A 15,245-nucleotide genomic window follows, 5' to 3' on the forward strand; every position below is an offset into this window, starting at 1 on the left:
GATTTGACCAGGTGCGCTTGAAGGCACTTTGCGAACTTACACCCACCAACACGCCGGAAACGTCAGTGCCCCTTTTGATACAAGGGCTGGCCGATCCGTCGCCGATGAACCGGAGTATCGTTGCCTCCAAGCTTTGCAAATTTGGAACGAATGCGTTGCCGGCCGTTCCCGCTCTGGTGCCTTTGGCTGCGATGAGTGCGACGAACCCCGGTTATGGTCCCGCAAGACACGCGTTAATTGTGCTGGACCGGGCCACTGCGGCCAAGGTGCTGACGAATGGACCTTGGACGTATGAACGGTTTACCAATCGGATGGGCATGATGAAAAATCGGAGACTGCAGGAATTTAAGAAAAGTGTTTCTCGAGGTTCGGTGGATGGGAGTCAGACGAACTGATGGGGTGGCGAGTATCGGCAGTGCGTGACTATTTACGCTTGCTCGGGGAGAAGTTTGATCCGGCTCACCTCCTGATGCTACGAGGGTTAATTGCTGGCGCGGAGGATTGCATCGTTGGTCGCGTACGCGAATTGAGGTGGAGAGATGGATTGGAATCGTGGGCCGTGTCAGTGCGGCGCGGTAGGGACACCGCAGCCCTACCTGGTAGAACGAGCCTGGCGGTGGGATTGTATCGCAGGTCGCGGGAGCGCTGGGGGTGATGAATTATTTGAGGGCGCTGATTTCGAGGCGAAAGCGAAACTGGTTGGTTTGCCCGGCTTAGGGCGTTTTAAGGATGAAAAACCGGCGTGTGTCTGAAGCACCAGGGGCGATGGTGTTGGTGAAATGCCCTCCGGCTCCGAAGAGTCCTGTTGTATTTGTCGTCCAAGTGGTCAGCGGGGCGTCCAAATTAGTTGAACTCAGCACGGAATAGGTGTCCCCGGCTGTACCGGTGACATTGGTGCCTGACACGACCAGGTTGCCGCTGGTATCGAGGTAAGGAGGATAGAATGCCGTCGGCGAGGCATGGGCATTCCAGAAGCGAAATAAATCTCCGGTGCCGCCTTCCAAGTTCCAGTCCAGAAAGTACTGCGAGCCGGTCAGATGTGTCAGCGGGATCAATTCGATCTGGCCAGTATCGCGGCTGAGGAGTTGCAATGAGTCGAAGCCTGAGGTGCCGAAGTCGAAAGTGATATGATACCATTGTGACTGTCCCGCAGCGGTACCTGTCGATGCTCCGTTGACAATCATGAAATGCGTCCCATCGGCGAAAGGATAGGCACTATTGTTGGTCAGTAACGGTTCCAGGTAACCGATCAGGACATCGCCATAACTGGTGCTATTGTTTCCTCCCGGTGTTGTGATGGGTGTGATTGAAGTGATGTAGCTGTTGTTCCCGGCTCCTTGAGCCCAGGCAGAGATGCCGGTGGGCAGTGAGTGGCCGGTGCCGGGAATCATGCGGAGGTCTGTGCTGGTCAGCCGGATTAGCGCAGGGCCGAGATTGAGGCTTTGGCGGTTCGCTTCGGCGACTTCATTAAATATGACCGTGGGTTGATTGTCGCCATCGCTTGCAAAAAGAGCGGGATAGACGGTTGGGTTATTCGGCTTGTTGTAAACAAAGGCGGTGACAAACGTGTAGCCGAACGCCCAACTGGCGAATTCCTGCAGGCGCACAAAGGACTCATCCGGCAGGGAGGCGGTGTAGCTGGTGCGATACAGATCCAGATACTGGGCATAAGGAATCGGTTGCTGGCCGGTGCCATCAATACCGGCGAGTCCGGCGATACGGTACTTCTGCATCTCAGCATACCAGGTCGACAGCGTTACATACTGGCGAGGGTAAGCGTCGAACATGAGCATGTCAGGGTTCGTGGCCCGCATGTAGCTGGCGAGGCCGGCGGCGGTCATCGATTTCGATGCATTGTTGGCGCCAAAGTTTGAGTAAGCCAGAAAATTGCTGCCAAACTGAGTATGCCAGGTTGCGTAGTTTGTGGCCATGGTGCTTAACGTGGCGGCGTCGATCGTGCCGGTGCCATGCTGGTTCAGCTCGTCACCATATTGCAAGCTCACCAGATCGTTCGGGTGCTGAGTCTTCTCGTTATTGGTTAAGGGATTGCTGCCATCGGTTTTTATCCAACGGCTCCAAGGCATCGTCCACCCCAGCGTTTTTTCCGAGTTTGCATCATTCCAAGAATTGAAGGTGGTGAAGTTGGCACTGGCCCATACGGAATAGTTGGTGGGCGGGGCGGGAGTACTCGTGATAAAGGCCAGTGACTGAATCTGCAGACCACGGTTCAGTATGACCTGCCGTCCGTAGCCAAGACTTGCGCATGATGCATCCGTGGCGCCACCCCACAAGCTTAAGGCGCACAAAGCGCCGATGGAGAAAGTCTGGCTGAGTCTCATGCTGAGTTCTTTTTTTGGCGATGGCAAACGGTCGGGTCTGTCTTCAATCGGGGCGTGTCGTTCCTCCCTGTGGTGCCGGTTTGGTCGGCTCCCGCCTTCAGCATCACGGATTTTTTCTGTGTTGAATCAGGTGCCATATTGAAGATTTCAAATCGCAGAGTAAGGGGCTGTATTTCCATTAAAGCGTGATTAAAAGAGACGTTGCGATATTTGAGTGGGTTACAACGTTTTTCATACGGTTTGTGATGACTTTCATACGTTCTGGGGTACGTCTTGCGTGTGGAGAGATTTGATCAGGCTCACGCTGGGTGAATGGAATCATGGTTTTATTTATTAATTGTCGGTGAGGAAAAAGAAAAGTTAGATCCCGCTCATGCGGAGATGCTACGCAAGTGAACGTGCCTGGGGTTGGCTCCATGGGTCGCGTACTCGAGTTAAATTTAAAGAAGGTCTGAAATCACGAACCTGACGGAAAATTTTTGCGGCGTTGGCCGCGTACGCGGGTAGAGGCAGCGGATTGATTAGAATCCCGGGCCATGTCACGGAATCGACGCAGCGAGTTCCCTACCGATTAGAACGTGCCTGGCGGTTGGATTGGGAGTTCGGAAGTTTATTTTATGGTGAAGGGGCAGGGGCCATTGGGGCCGAAGAGGTGGAGGTATTCCCATTGGTTGGTGCGGTTGGGGACCTTGATGTAGGTTCGGGATTTCAAGGAGGCATCGCTGCCATCCGTGTAAACGTATCGGACGGTGAGGGCGCTTCCATTCTGGAGGAATTCGCGAGGGACAGAACCGAGGCAGTCGCCGCGCCCGTTGAAGAAGATTGCGGCTTGTTTTTCCAAGAGTTCGGTACGGGTGGTTCCGATTGTGGATTCCAGGGATTCATGGGCTTCTTTCCGCAACGGGGCGACTTCGGATTTGAGCGAGGGGATGCGGGCGAAGACATTGCCGGATTGGTCTGTTTGCGGTGGATCGACGCGTTGGATGTTTGCGGCTTCGAGGTCGCGGACTTTTTGGGTGAGGTTGTCATAGGTTTGTTCGACGGAGCTTTTTTCAGCTTCGGTGAAGCCGAGGAGTATGGCCATGTGTTCGTTGAGGTGATTGGTTTGGAACAAGCGATTTGAAATTGTGCGGAGGCGAGGCTGTCCGGGTTTGGGGTCTATCCGCTCAGAGGTGAGATCACGAATACGAACTGTTTTCAGAAGGTCTTTGTGCAAATAGAAATAGGGTTTGTTCGTGGGCCACCAGCCTTCGGATTGTGGATCGGGAAGCGGTGAGGCATCGGCGATGATGGTTGTGTCTGGCGTGCTTGAAATCGGATGAGCGTGGAGTTGGCGGAGGCGTTGCTTGAATTGGACGAGGCGGGTCTGGTCGCTCTCCAGAGCGGAACGTGTTTCGAGAATCTGGTGGGAGAGTTGGGCAATCTCCTGGTGCAGATTGCTGATGGATTGGCGTTGCCAGGCGGCGGCGCTGACAAGACCAACAACAGTGAAGAGAAAAAGGAGTGTTTTCATTTGTTCTTTGTGGGAGCATCCGGGATTTCGGGGTGAGCTTGTTGCCATTGGCGGAGGTAATCAACCAGTTGCGGAGGCATGGGCCGATCGATAAAGCCGCGCATGGGATTGAACACGCCCTCAGGAGCGGAGTTGATGACTTCCGAGATGCGAAGTTTGTCAATACTTTGCCACTGGGGGTGCTCGCCATTGTCAAATCTTCTGGCGAGGCTGACGCCTCCGGCTGGAAGAGGGGTGAGAACAATCATAGGCTGTGTTTTGCCGAAATCCTGAAAGAGGAGGAACAAGCTGCGATCCTGACCCGCCTGGTGAAAAAGTGCCTCCGTCCGTTCTTCGCCGATGAGTTGCACAACCCCTTCTACAAACTGATTTTTCAAGTTGGTATCAGCAGATTCGTCGAGCGTAGGGAGCGACCAGACACGGGTATCTGAGTTGGTTTTGACAAACGATGGAGTATTGGCGGGGAGAGCCTCAGGACCTTGGATGTGGGCCAGGGAGTCTGCATGCAAGGAGTATTGTTGCACGCCGGCTTGAACATAGGATTGGAGACGGGATTGTCCGTTGGCATCGAGTCCGAGGGCTTTCAGGAGAGTGGGGGAGAGATGGCCGTAGCCAGTAATGACCTTCTCTTCATCGCCTGGAATTGAGCCGAAGTCCCAGGAGGAATTGTGGCCGTCGAATGCGAGCCATGGGAGGCTCTTCTTTGGCACGCGGACGTAATCGGCGGATTCATCCCAGCTGAAGAGTCGGGGATCGAGATTGTTTGTGGAGATGAGAGCGCTGGGCGAAGTCGGTTGCGAATTGGCGCGGGCTAGGCGATTGGAAGCGGCTTTGAGTTGGCGCAGGATTTCAGATTCCGAGGTGGCTGCAAGGTCGCGTGAGGATTGCAGGGAAGCGAGGAGTGTTCGCATGCGTTCCTGTTCCTGATGCAGAGAAAATAATTGTGCGCCCTGCCAGAGAAGCGGTGTGAGCAACAGGACGGCACCTGCGAGAGCGAGGTGCACGCGATTCATGCCGAGGAGTTTTGCGAGGGCTGCAGTAATAATTGGAAGAGTGCCTGCTGAAGCCTTGGCGAGGGCGAACTGAGCGGCGGTTGCGGAGAGTCCAGCGGGCGCGGCCTGGGATGCGGCGGTGAGTGAAGCGGCAAAGGCAGCGGTGGCACCGACCACGAGACCGCGTTTGCGGAGGATGCCGGAGAGTTGGTCGAGGGCCTTGTCGACCCGCTTGCGGGCGGCGTCTTCGCCAATGCCGAGGGCGAGGCCGACTTCGCGATGATTGCGTCCTTCGAAGAAGCGCAGCAGCAGGGCTTGCCGATCCCTCTCAGGCAATGCGAGAAGGGCTTCGTCGAGGGCATCGGAAAGTGCGTGCGAATCTGCCGCGGGAGTTTTCATGGTGGTTTCCAGGGCGATGGCGGTTTGTTCGCGGCGTTGACGACGGGATTCGCCGCGCCACCATTGGCGGGCTTCGAACAAGGTGGTGTGATGCAGCCAGGCGGCGAGAGAGGTGTGGGATTGGAGCCAGATGGCCTTGCGGGCGAGGATCAGGAAAACGTTTTGGGTGATTTCCTCGGCAGCAGTGGCGTTGCCGGTACGGCGCAGGGCGGTGCCGAAGACAAGATTCGTATGCTGCTGAACGAGGGCGCGGAAGGCATCCTCCGAATGCTGATGGAGGTATTCCCTTAGCAGAGCTGAATCATTCATTTGAGTTGCCATTTCATCCTAAAGACTGCCGGGAGGGGGAGCAAACCGGAATGATTGAAAGGGTTTCAGATTGAAAGCTGAGAGTTGAAAGGCAGGTCGGGCAGAATTGAGTGAATTGTCGCGGGTGATAAATGAGGATTTTGCAACGAGAATTAAGCTTATTAAAGATATTTATTGAAATAGTTAGACTTCTTGCATAAAAGTGAGTTGATTGAGAATGCTCGTGAAAGAGTGTAGCTAACAGCACCTAACGGGCAGTTAATGGTAATTTCGGAATATTAAAATTTATATAGAAAGAGGGCAAAGGACGGGCAAAAGCGCAGAGGTGAGCGATAAGCCTCTGGTTTTAAGGCATCTGACGGGTTGCCGTTGAAGGGTGAATATCGCAGAATGTTATCGAGTCTATTAGATATATAGCACACAATGCTTCTTCAAATGGGTGCAGCTTATAGAGGAGTCTATGAGCGGGATCTGCCCTTAAAAAGAAGCAAACTAGCGAGCGATGTATGAAAAGCAGAAACTTTAGGAGGTGTCTTAAGCTTGGGGTGATATTAACCGTGGTGCCTTTGTTTTTGGCGTTAAGTTTGCGGGGACGTCAAACCAACACCGACTCTACAGAGGCAGTAGCCGATCTTTCCACGACCGAACCTGTAGTGTCGGTTAGCGACACGAATTCCAGCGACATGACAGTGGGGGTGGATGAGCCTGAGCCAGGCGAATTTCTGAGTGGCACGAACGCCGTGCCCGTTCCCGCGCCAAAACCTGCGGCGGCGAATGTGATGTTGAGTGGTGGCGCGGCAGAGGTGGCAAAGATGGCGCAATCGGGAGTGGATGAACAGGTGATGCTCGCCTTCGTGACGAATTATGCCAGCAAGTTCAATCTCGGTTCAGATCAAATCATTTACCTGAACGATTTGGGCGTGTCCGGGAATGTGGTGCGATCGATGATCCAGCGGGATTCGGATTTAAACACCTTGATAGCGCAAGGGCAGACGAATTTGACGCCGCAGGTTGAGACGAATGATTACGCGGCAACTAATCCGACGAATCTTTATTATCCGCCGAATTACACAGAGCAGCCGGCCACGCCGGTTGAGACTCCCCCCAATCCCGATTACGCGAACAACACCCCGGCTCCCTATGTGGATGGCGGGGACAACAGTTATTTCGATGACTCGCTGCAGCCGTATGGCAACTGGGTTTATGTGAGTGGTTACGGTCGTTGCTGGCAGCCGACAGTGTGTGTTTCCAATCGCGGTTGGCAGCCGTATTGTGACCGGGGTCGGTGGTTATACACCGATTGTGGCTGGTATTGGCAATCGGATTATTCCTGGGGCTGGGCACCGTTTCATTATGGGCGGTGGTTCTGTGATAACAATCGCGGTTGGATGTGGTGCCCGGGGAGAACGTGGGGACCCGCATGGGTGAGTTGGAGAAATTCGTCAGACTACTGTGGCTGGGCCCCATTGCCTCCGCAAGCGCATTGGTCAGGTCATGGGTTTCGTTATGGAAATCGGCCGGTGGGAGTGGGTTTCGAATTTGGTTTGCGCGCCAATCAGTATTGTTTCGTGCCCGTGGAGCGGTTTTGTGATTATGCGCCGTATCGTTACCGGGCTTCGGCGGGACAGTCGGCAAAATTTTACCACAACACAACGGTGGTAAATAACTTCACCTTTAAGGACCACAAAATCATCAATCAGGGTATTGACCCGAAGCACGTGGCAGCGGTGTCGCATACACAAGTGCCCACGGCCACGATCCAGGATACGCCTACGGGGCATGGTCAGCCGGCGCATGGGGAGCATTGGGCCAGAAATGGCGGGACGATTGAGGTGTTTCGTCCGCAGTTGCCGCCCAAGCCTGCCGGGCATCCAGCAAGCGGCGACGTGAAGGCTGGGGGAATTGTGCGTGGCGGGTTTGGATCGGGTCACACCGCAGCCGGTTCTGCAACGCAGCAACAGACTAAGCCAGTCATAGCTCCTCCGAAAGCCTGGGAAGCGCCGAGAACCGTGGTTGCCGGGAATCAACCAGCGACACCGGCAAAACCCACAATCCCCAATACGGCAATGGACACGAAGCCTGAAGCGGAACACGGGCACCATGGCTTGCCATCAAAAGGAACCGTGCCGATTGTGGTGAAGAAGGATGATCCAGCACCAACGACGGGTACCAGCGCTGGAACGAAAGCGCCAGTGCCATCTGCAAGCGCTCCGGCGAACCCAATTTACCTTAGCGGTGCAACCCATAATTCGCACGAAACCGTGCCGCCGAATTCATTGGTAATGATTGGTAAGAAGGATGCAAATCCCACAATTCCTCCAGCTACGAAGCCGGCTTTGCCAGCATTGCCCAATATGAATTTGGCGAATCAAACGGCTAACAATAGCGCGAGTTCTCCGACTCCGACGTGGCATCAACCCAATTCCAGTTACCAGCCGAATGTGCGTTATCATCCCAACACCGGATTGCCATCAACTGTAAATACGCTACCGAAGCCGACTGTTCCGCAGGCTTCTGCGAGTGCGAACCAGGCTGGCAATTATTACAATCCCGGCAACCGTTTCAATGGTTCCTCTGCAGCCATCACTGCGCCAAACACTGCGGTCGCACAGAATCAATGGGGTTCGCTGCCGCAGGCGACGCGTGCCGATCCATCAAAGGGGCAGGATTTCGGCAGGCCTTCGGGGCCTGCTTTTGGCAAGCCGTATTCGGCTGACCATGCGGCACCGAGCGTACCCCAGTGGACAATGCCAACGCGTCCTTCCACCAGTGTTTCCGGAGGAAATCATTCAGGAAATGGCTCTGCTGCGGCAGCCTCAACCTATCATGCCACGCCGTCCGCTCCAACGGTCCACTCGGCCTCGGCGGAAAGTCACTCGGCCCCGGCATCCTCTCATTCCTCCCCGGCACCCAGTTACTCGGCCCCCGTGCAGCATGCCGCTCCAGCAAGCTCAGGATCATCCCAGTCATCATCTTCCTCCTCCGGGAAGTCGAAGCCCTGAGCGCAGATAACCGCGTGGTTGCAAGCGAAAGCCTGTGTAAAACATCTGACAGGATATTGTGGCCAAAAGAAGTCTGAAACCGCTTTCTGCTTTGCAACCACGGTCTCTGTGGCACTATTAAGGCGTGGGCATAAGTATCCAGCAATTCAAGCAAATGAAGGAACGGGTGGACGGTTCCTCCAGTCGTGCGCCGTCGCCGGTCATGGGATCGGGGGTTCGCGGGCCAGCGAGCAAGCATCAAACAATTCTTGGCGTCGATCCCTCCCTGCGTGGAACGGGGTTTGGAATTATTCGGCTGGCCAAGCCGTATCCACAGACGCTGGTTCATGGAACCATTTCGTGTCCGGCTACCTGGGAGCATTCACGGTGCCTGGTCAAAATTGCCCAAACTCTCCGTGATGTAATCAAGCAGCACCAACCAACAGTGTGCGCCATCGAAGGCTTGTTTTTTGCTCAAAATTTGCAAACGGCGCTGATCATGGGTGAGGCACGCGGAGCTGCCATGGCGACGATTGGCGAGGCGGGATTGGAAATATTTGAAATCGCACCGCGGAAAGTGAAACAGGCGATCGTTGGTTATGGAGCGGCCCAAAAAATGGCCGTTGCCAAGATGGTCCAGCGCATGTTGCATTTGTCCGAACTGCCTGAACCCGATGCCGCAGATGCCCTGGCGCTGGCGCTCGCGCAAGCGCAGGATGGCGGTCGTTATGCCATCAACGCGCCAAAACGGATTTGAAAGCCGCCCTACTTTCGGGTAGTCACCCTGCTGCACAATGATCAATTTTTTACATGGCAAGTTAGTCGAGGCGCTGCCGACCCAGGTAACTGTCGACGTTAATGGCGTGGGCTATGAAGTGCTTATTCCGCTCTCATCGTTCGACAAACTCCCTCAGCCCGGCGGTGAAGTGAAGCTGCTGACGCATCTGGCCATTCGTGAAGATGCGCACGTGCTTTATGGGTTCATGACTGCGGGTGAGCGGGAAATGTTCCGCTTGCTCATGAACACGGTTACCGGCATTGGCCCTAAACTGGCCCTGAACATTTTAAGCGGGATGAATGTCACCATGTTAAGGGGGGCTGTCTCCAACGGTGATGTTAAATCACTTTCGCAAATTTCCGGTGTGGGCAAGAAAACCGCCGAACGCATTGTGGTGGAGTTGAAGGACAAGATGGGAGCCGCCGGCGCATGGGAGGCTGCCAGTGCACAACGCAGCCTGTCTGAGCCTGATCAACGGGTGAATGACGCGGTGCTTGCCTTGATGGCGCTCGGCTTTAAACAACCCGAGGCACATGACACTGTCCGGTCGGCCCAGGTTCTGTTGGGCCAGCAGGCGACAGTGGAAGATTTGGTGCGAGCCAGTTTGAAGAAAGGGGCGTGATGACGAGGGTCGCGGTTAAATCCTCTGGTGTGGTGGTGCCTCATGCGCCCAAGTGGTATCAGCGGCTTGGGGCATTTATCGTGTACCTGCTTATCCGCGCTGTTTCATTAACCATCCGCTTCAAGCGCATTGATCGTTCCGAATATTACGAGGGCAAGGAACCAGGCCCCAGTATTTATTGTGTCTGGCACAATCGACTGCCACTTTCGATGTATTGTTATTATAGCTACATTAAAAAGTACAACCGTAGCGAAGGTTTGGCCTCGATGGTGAGCGCGAGCAAGGATGGGGGATTTCTGGTGGGTGTGCTCGAATGCTACGGCGTTCAGCCCATTCGCGGCTCCAGCAGTCGGCGTGGCGCCCAAGCCTTGCGCGAACTCACATCGTGGGCGCGCAGAGGTTATGATTTGTCAATCACTCCCGATGGACCGCGCGGACCTTGTTACCAGGTACAGGAGGGGATCGTTGCATTGGCACAATTGACCGAATTTGCGATCATGCCGGTTACCTACAACCTAAGCTGGAAAATCACGTTGAATAGCTGGGATAGATTCCAAATACCGCTGCCATTCTCCCGTTGCGAAATCATTTACGAGAAACCGATTCGCGTTCCCCGCAGCGCCACCGAATCCGAGCGCGAAACTTATCGTCAACAATTGGAGCAGGTGCTCAGGGGCATATCAAAGGATTGAGTTCCCGATATGAAAATTCTCTATGTCGAAAATCATTCAATCTTTGCGCAGCAAGTTATAAATTTGTTTCTATCCGAACATAAGGTAACGGTCCGCCCCAGTCTGGCTCAAGCCAGGCAGGAACTCACGGAAGAGTCTTATGACCTGCTGCTAATTGATTACGATCTGGATGATGGCAAAGGAACAGAGCTGGTTATTGAGCTTCGCGAAAAAGCTTCGGCCCTGTTTATCATAGCAGGCTCTTCGCATGAGGCCGGAAACCAGGCCTTGCTTAAGGCCGGCGCCAATGCGGCCTGCAGCAAAATGGAATTCAACAAAATTGCCGAGGTGATTCGGCGTGTTCAGGCGCTAAATTAAATTAAAGAAGCTGTGAAGTGCTGCTTGATTCTATTTCGATGAAAATCCGGACCGGTAATGCTCGTAACGTTGCGTTACCGATTTGACATAATTTTTTGTGCTGGGAAAACCAATCTGCTCGATGAAGGCCTGGCTGTTCGTGGCGGCGGCACCGTGTCCCCATTTCAGGACATTGCTTCTTCCTGCATTATAGTCAGCCAAGGCATAAGGCAGAGGATTGTCCGTCCTGGCATATCGTTTGAGCAGTTTCTGCAGATACCAGGTACCCGCGAGAGTATTGGTGACGGGATCAAAAAGATGCTCCGGGTTGAGGTTGCCCAAATGTTCAGCATCGGTCCAATCCTTGCCCGCGGCTTTCGGAATGATCTGCATCAAACCGATTTCTCCGGCCCGGCCGGTCAGTCCCGGATTGAAACAGCTTTCCCGCCATACCACCGCTTTAACAAGCGCCGGGTCAACGCCATAGTGCGCAGCGGCGCTAAAAATCGGCCCATCCTGGCTATGTTCACGCCAATTAAACCAGCGCCAAAAGCCAATGAGCCCGCCCAAAAGCATTAGCAACGAAATTACGATGGCTGCAGGCCGTTTCACCTCCCTCTTGTACCGAAGGCGGGGCGTGAACGGGAAGCGAAAAACGAACGCTTCCAGCCTTTGCGAATCCCTGTTTTTAAACTATCTTGGTGCCGATGATCGCTCGCGTGACCTTGGAAATTGCCCTCCGCAAGGAATTCGACTACCTCATCCCCTCGGAATTGGCAAGCCAGGTGGATGTGGGAAGTCGTGTCCAGGTTCCGTTCGGTGCGCGCAAAGTTTTGGGCTGTGTGACGGCGATGGCGGAGGAATCGGCTCATGCGAATTTACGCCCCATCCTCAAAGTTATAGGAGCCCAAACACTGGTCACTCCCAAAATCCTCAAACTGGCCCGCTGGATTGGTGAATACTATTGCTGTCCGCCCGAGATCGCCCTTAAGAGCGTCCTGCCTGACGCCGTCCGCAAGGAACAGGCCGGATGGCGCGAGCGTTTATTTGTAAGGGCTTTGCCTCAAACTGAGCCATTACCCAAGCTGCCCAAACGGCAGCAAGAAGTTTACCGGATACTGGAAGAGCGAAAGGAATTGCCGTTACAGGAACTCATTGATCTTGCTGAAACCACGGCAGCGACGGTGCGGAGTCTGGAGGACAAGGGCCTGGTTACGATCACCACGGAAATCTCGGAACGCGACCCCTACGCACATGAGCATATTTTGCCTTCACAACCGCTGCCGCTGAATCCTCAGCAGGCCCGCGCGCTAGAGCGGATCATTGCCGCCATGGATGGCCAGCAAGCCAAGCCATCAACTGCCAGCGCCGGTGACATGACGCCGGTTTCCAGTTCAAATAATTTTCGGTTGCAGTCTGATGACGTCCCGCAGACGGAACCGAAGAATGCCAGCTCTGTTTTTCTGCTGCATGGCGTAACCGGCAGCGGCAAGACCGAAGTGTATTTGCAAGCCCTGGCCCATGCGTTGGAGCAAGGGAAGGGCGCGATTGTGTTGGTGCCGGAGATTTCCCTCACGCCGCAAACGGTGGAGCGATTTAAAGCGCGCTTCAGTTCCGGCCCGCTGCAAACGTTGGTGGCCGTTTTGCACAGTCATCTCTCAGCCGGCGAGAGGCATGACGAATGGCATAAGATTCGCCAGGGGCGCGCACGGATTGTCATCGGCGCACGCTCGGCGATTTTTGCGCCGGTGGATCCGTTGGGCTTGATCATCGTTGATGAGGAGCATGAGCATACCTACAAACAGGAGGAGTCGCCGCGCTACCATGCGCGTGACGTGGCGATTGTTCGGGGTCGAATGGAAGGCGCCACAGTGGTGCTGGGTTCGGCGACGCCCTCCATGGAAAGTTTTTATAATTGCAGCCGGGGGAAGTACATTTTGTTGGAAATGCTGGAACGGGTGGACGCCAAAAAGATGCCTTTGGTACGCGTGGTCGATATGAGGCAGGCAATGCGCAAGGGCAAGAGCATTCCCATTTACTCCCCGCAGTTAAAGGAAGCAATTCAGCAGCGCTTGGAACGCAAGGAGCAGACCATTTTGTTTTTGAATCGTCGGGGATATTCCACTTCACTCCAATGCCCTCTGTGCGGATTTGTAGCGCAATGCCCCAATTGCAGTGTTTCGTTGACCTATCATCGACGCGCGCAAATTCTTTGTTGTCATGTCTGTGGTCACACCGAGCCAGTTCCTTCCTTCTGCCCGGGGCCAAAGTGTGGCAATCCAGACATTCGTTATGCCGGCTTGGGCACCGAAAAGGTGGAAGACACATTGCTGAAGCTTTTCCCACACGCACGCATCAAGCGGATGGATTCCGACACGCTCAAGAAGAAGGATGATTACCGTCGAATTTTGGGAGACTTTCGGCTGGGTAAGATCGATATCCTGGTCGGCACGCAAATGATTGCCAAGGGACTGCATTTTCCCAATGTGACTCTGGTAGGGATTGTTTATGCCGATATGGCGCTGCATCTTGCCGATTTTCGCGCCGGGGAACGCACGTTCCAACTGTTGACGCAGGTGGCTGGCCGCGCCGGGCGCGGAGACATTGAAGGGGAGGTGTTCGTGCAATCCTTTACGCCCTTTCATCCGGCGATCCAATATGCCCGGCGTCACGACTTTGCCGGATTTTACGAGCAGGAACTTGAGTTTCGCGAGCAGTTGAAATATCCGCCGGTAAGTCGTGTGGCAATGCTCACCTTGAAAGGTCGTAACGAAGAGAAGGTGAAACTATCTGCGGACCATTTGCGACGTGAGCTTGAAAAGGCATTGGCTGGAATCAAGGAGCTCATTATCGCCGGCCCTGCTCCCGCTCCGCTGGCGCGAGCAGAGTCGCTTTACCGTTATCAGATAATGCTGCGCGCGCGTCAGATGTCAGAAGTGAGCAAACGCCTCGCTGTGATGAATCAATCGCTGTCGCTGCCGGAGGACGTTTCACTGTCTATTGATATCGATCCGGTGAACCTCGCTTAAATCAAAGTTCAAAGGGGACATCGCACATGTCACGCATCCGTCTCTCCTTTGCGCCCGGCATTGTATTGAAGAATATTAATTGCGCTTCGTTGATCTTAAACCAAATATCAGAGCTGACTTGAAACGATTTTGACTGGAGTGCCAGATCACAAGGAGGGTGAATGTTGAAAATGTAAGTAAAACGTTCCTCATCGCTCTTCAATCCTTTTCTGGATGCGTCGTTTCGTTCCATAATTCAAAAGCCTCAAACCATTACTAATTGACCTTCGCAGCTTTGACAATCTCTTCCACCAGCTCATCACTCGTCCACTGATTGCCTGTAAAAATCTTTTGCACCTTGCCCTGGGTGTCGATGACGACGGTGCGGAGATTGTGAGTGATGCTGCCACCTTCATTGCCGAACTTTTCGCCTACCTGGTCGGCAATCGCCGTGGTTTCCACAATATCGCCGCTCACAAAATTCCAATAATTTGAATCGTGATAATAACGGTTGGCATAGGCCTGCAAAGTTGCTGGTGTGTCCGATTCAGGGTCGAAGGAAATAGAGAGCAAATGCCAGTTGGTGGGGGCATTAGGCGTGGAGAGCAATGTCCTTTGGGTTTGGGAAAAGTTTTTGGACATCAAAGGGCAGAAATTGGGGAGAGGGCACTTGGTAAAGATAAAAGTGAAGGCCAGCGCCTTGCCCTTGAAATCGGCAGTGCTGACAGCTTGCCCCATCTCGTTGGTAAAATGATAGGCGGGCAGGGGATCGCCTATATTCAAAGGCTCCACATCGCGAACGATGTGGAAGGTCGAAGCTCGGGACGGCAATTCCGATGTCTTGGGAGCCACGTCCAGTTTCTTGACCTGATCGATCCACGCGTCGTCTCCGGCCACGACGAGGCGGAATGAGATAACGTCGCCCGATTTTAAGTCGTGCAGTTCGTTGGTATTTTTAACGTCAAACGGCATGGTCATCGCCGGCATATAGTTGGTGCCAGAACTAGTAACCGCTTCATGCTTGATGACGGCAGATTTGCCATCCGCCTTGATTTCCTTGATGACTCCTTTCACCTCATAAAACTGCTGATTGGTTGAAACGTTCACCGTTTCTTTTGTAGGTGCAGGGGCTTTCTCGCTGCACGAAGCGAGGGCGAGCGGCAACAGTGCGAAAATCAAAGTTTGTATCCAGCGAACCATAATAACGCTTTTATCTTCGTCAATAATCCCCGGACTGGCAAGGCCGACCCGCCGGATTCTGCAGACGCGCTTGCCA

General features: G+C 54.1%; 12 protein-coding genes. 7 read left to right on the forward strand and 5 right to left on the reverse strand.

The window, feature by feature from the left end:
• Positions 1-395, forward strand: a 395-nt coding sequence (locus CFLAV_RS35635; RefSeq protein ID WP_007416668.1) for a HEAT repeat domain-containing protein, incomplete at its 5' end; no start/stop codon positions are given.
• A gap of 318 nt (positions 396-713) precedes the next feature.
• Here the strand turns inward: CFLAV_RS35635 and CFLAV_RS20175 are convergent.
• From CFLAV_RS20175 to CFLAV_RS20190, 3 genes are all read right to left on the reverse strand, one after another.
• Positions 714-2,339 (reverse strand): hypothetical protein, encoded by a 1,626-nt coding sequence (locus CFLAV_RS20175; RefSeq protein ID WP_007416670.1) that lies wholly within the window; start codon positions 2,337-2,339, stop codon positions 714-716.
• 610 nt (positions 2,340-2,949) lie between these two features.
• Positions 2,950-3,852 carry a hypothetical protein gene (locus CFLAV_RS20185; RefSeq protein ID WP_007416672.1) on the reverse strand — a complete coding sequence of 301 codons (903 nt, stop codon included), beginning with the start codon at positions 3,850-3,852 and terminating at the stop codon, positions 2,950-2,952.
• Positions 3,849-5,552, reverse strand: a complete 1,704-nt coding sequence (locus CFLAV_RS20190) for an RNA polymerase sigma factor (RefSeq protein ID WP_007416673.1) — start codon at positions 5,550-5,552, stop codon at positions 3,849-3,851. Before CFLAV_RS20190 ends, CFLAV_RS20185 begins: the two co-directional genes overlap by 4 nt.
• A gap of 506 nt (positions 5,553-6,058) precedes the next feature.
• Between CFLAV_RS20190 and CFLAV_RS20195 the strand changes: the two genes are divergently transcribed.
• The 5 genes from CFLAV_RS20195 to CFLAV_RS20215 all read left to right on the forward strand — a co-directional run bounded on the left by CFLAV_RS20195 (position 6,059) and on the right by CFLAV_RS20215 (position 10,982).
• A complete protein-coding gene (locus tag CFLAV_RS20195; protein ID WP_007416674.1) occupies positions 6,059-8,554 on the forward strand; it encodes a DUF6600 domain-containing protein in 2,496 nt (831 codons plus the stop codon).
• A gap of 124 nt (positions 8,555-8,678) precedes the next feature.
• The gene (gene ruvC / locus CFLAV_RS20200) at positions 8,679-9,290 is read left to right on the forward strand and encodes a crossover junction endodeoxyribonuclease RuvC (RefSeq protein WP_050785892.1); all 612 of its coding nucleotides are present in this window, start codon (positions 8,679-8,681) and stop codon (positions 9,288-9,290) included.
• Between the two features lie 37 nt (positions 9,291-9,327).
• Positions 9,328-9,933, forward strand: coding sequence for a Holliday junction branch migration protein RuvA (gene ruvA, locus CFLAV_RS20205; RefSeq protein ID WP_007416676.1), 606 nt, complete (start codon positions 9,328-9,330; stop codon positions 9,931-9,933).
• Positions 9,933-10,625, forward strand: a complete 693-nt coding sequence (locus CFLAV_RS20210; RefSeq protein ID WP_007416677.1) for a lysophospholipid acyltransferase family protein — start codon at positions 9,933-9,935, stop codon at positions 10,623-10,625. The genes ruvA and CFLAV_RS20210 overlap by 1 nt, the downstream gene beginning before the upstream one ends.
• Before the next feature lie 9 nt (positions 10,626-10,634).
• Positions 10,635-10,982, forward strand: a complete 348-nt coding sequence (locus CFLAV_RS20215) for a response regulator (protein WP_007416678.1) — start codon at positions 10,635-10,637, stop codon at positions 10,980-10,982.
• A gap of 30 nt (positions 10,983-11,012) precedes the next feature.
• Here the strand turns inward: CFLAV_RS20215 and CFLAV_RS20220 are convergent, their stop codons facing one another.
• Complete coding sequence (locus tag CFLAV_RS20220; protein WP_150107516.1) at positions 11,013-11,573, reverse strand: lytic transglycosylase domain-containing protein; 561 nt, start codon at positions 11,571-11,573, stop codon at positions 11,013-11,015.
• Between the two features lie 95 nt (positions 11,574-11,668).
• Between CFLAV_RS20220 and priA the strand changes: the two genes are divergently transcribed.
• Positions 11,669-13,990, forward strand: a complete 2,322-nt coding sequence (gene priA / locus CFLAV_RS20225) for a replication restart helicase PriA (protein WP_007416680.1) — start codon at positions 11,669-11,671, stop codon at positions 13,988-13,990.
• A gap of 255 nt (positions 13,991-14,245) precedes the next feature.
• Here the strand turns inward: priA and CFLAV_RS20235 are convergent, their stop codons facing one another.
• Positions 14,246-15,169, reverse strand: a complete 924-nt coding sequence (locus CFLAV_RS20235) for an SCO family protein (RefSeq protein WP_007416682.1) — start codon at positions 15,167-15,169, stop codon at positions 14,246-14,248.
• Positions 15,170-15,245 lie beyond the last annotated feature (76 nt).

The sequence above is a fragment of the Pedosphaera parvula Ellin514 genome (assembly GCF_000172555.1).
Classification (GTDB): Bacteria; Verrucomicrobiota; Verrucomicrobiia; order Limisphaerales; family Pedosphaeraceae; genus Pedosphaera.

Excerpts from the sequence above, each read along its gene's own strand:
- CFLAV_RS20175 (WP_007416670.1), bottom strand. The coding sequence starts at position 2,339 with ATGAGACTCAGCCAGACTTTCTCCATCGGCGCTTTGTGCGCCTTAAGC.
- CFLAV_RS20190 (WP_007416673.1), bottom strand. The coding sequence starts at position 5,552 with ATGAATGATTCAGCTCTGCTAAGGGAATACCTCCATCAGCATTCGGAG.
- CFLAV_RS20195 (WP_007416674.1), top strand. The coding sequence starts at position 6,059 with ATGAAAAGCAGAAACTTTAGGAGGTGTCTTAAGCTTGGGGTGATATTA.
- CFLAV_RS20215 (WP_007416678.1), top strand. The coding sequence starts at position 10,635 with ATGAAAATTCTCTATGTCGAAAATCATTCAATCTTTGCGCAGCAAGTT.
- priA (WP_007416680.1), top strand. The coding sequence starts at position 11,669 with ATGATCGCTCGCGTGACCTTGGAAATTGCCCTCCGCAAGGAATTCGAC.
- CFLAV_RS20210 (WP_007416677.1), top strand. The coding sequence starts at position 9,933 with ATGACGAGGGTCGCGGTTAAATCCTCTGGTGTGGTGGTGCCTCATGCG.
- ruvA (WP_007416676.1), top strand. The coding sequence starts at position 9,328 with ATGATCAATTTTTTACATGGCAAGTTAGTCGAGGCGCTGCCGACCCAG.
- CFLAV_RS20185 (WP_007416672.1), bottom strand. The coding sequence starts at position 3,852 with ATGAAAACACTCCTTTTTCTCTTCACTGTTGTTGGTCTTGTCAGCGCC.
- CFLAV_RS20235 (WP_007416682.1), bottom strand. The coding sequence starts at position 15,169 with ATGGTTCGCTGGATACAAACTTTGATTTTCGCACTGTTGCCGCTCGCC.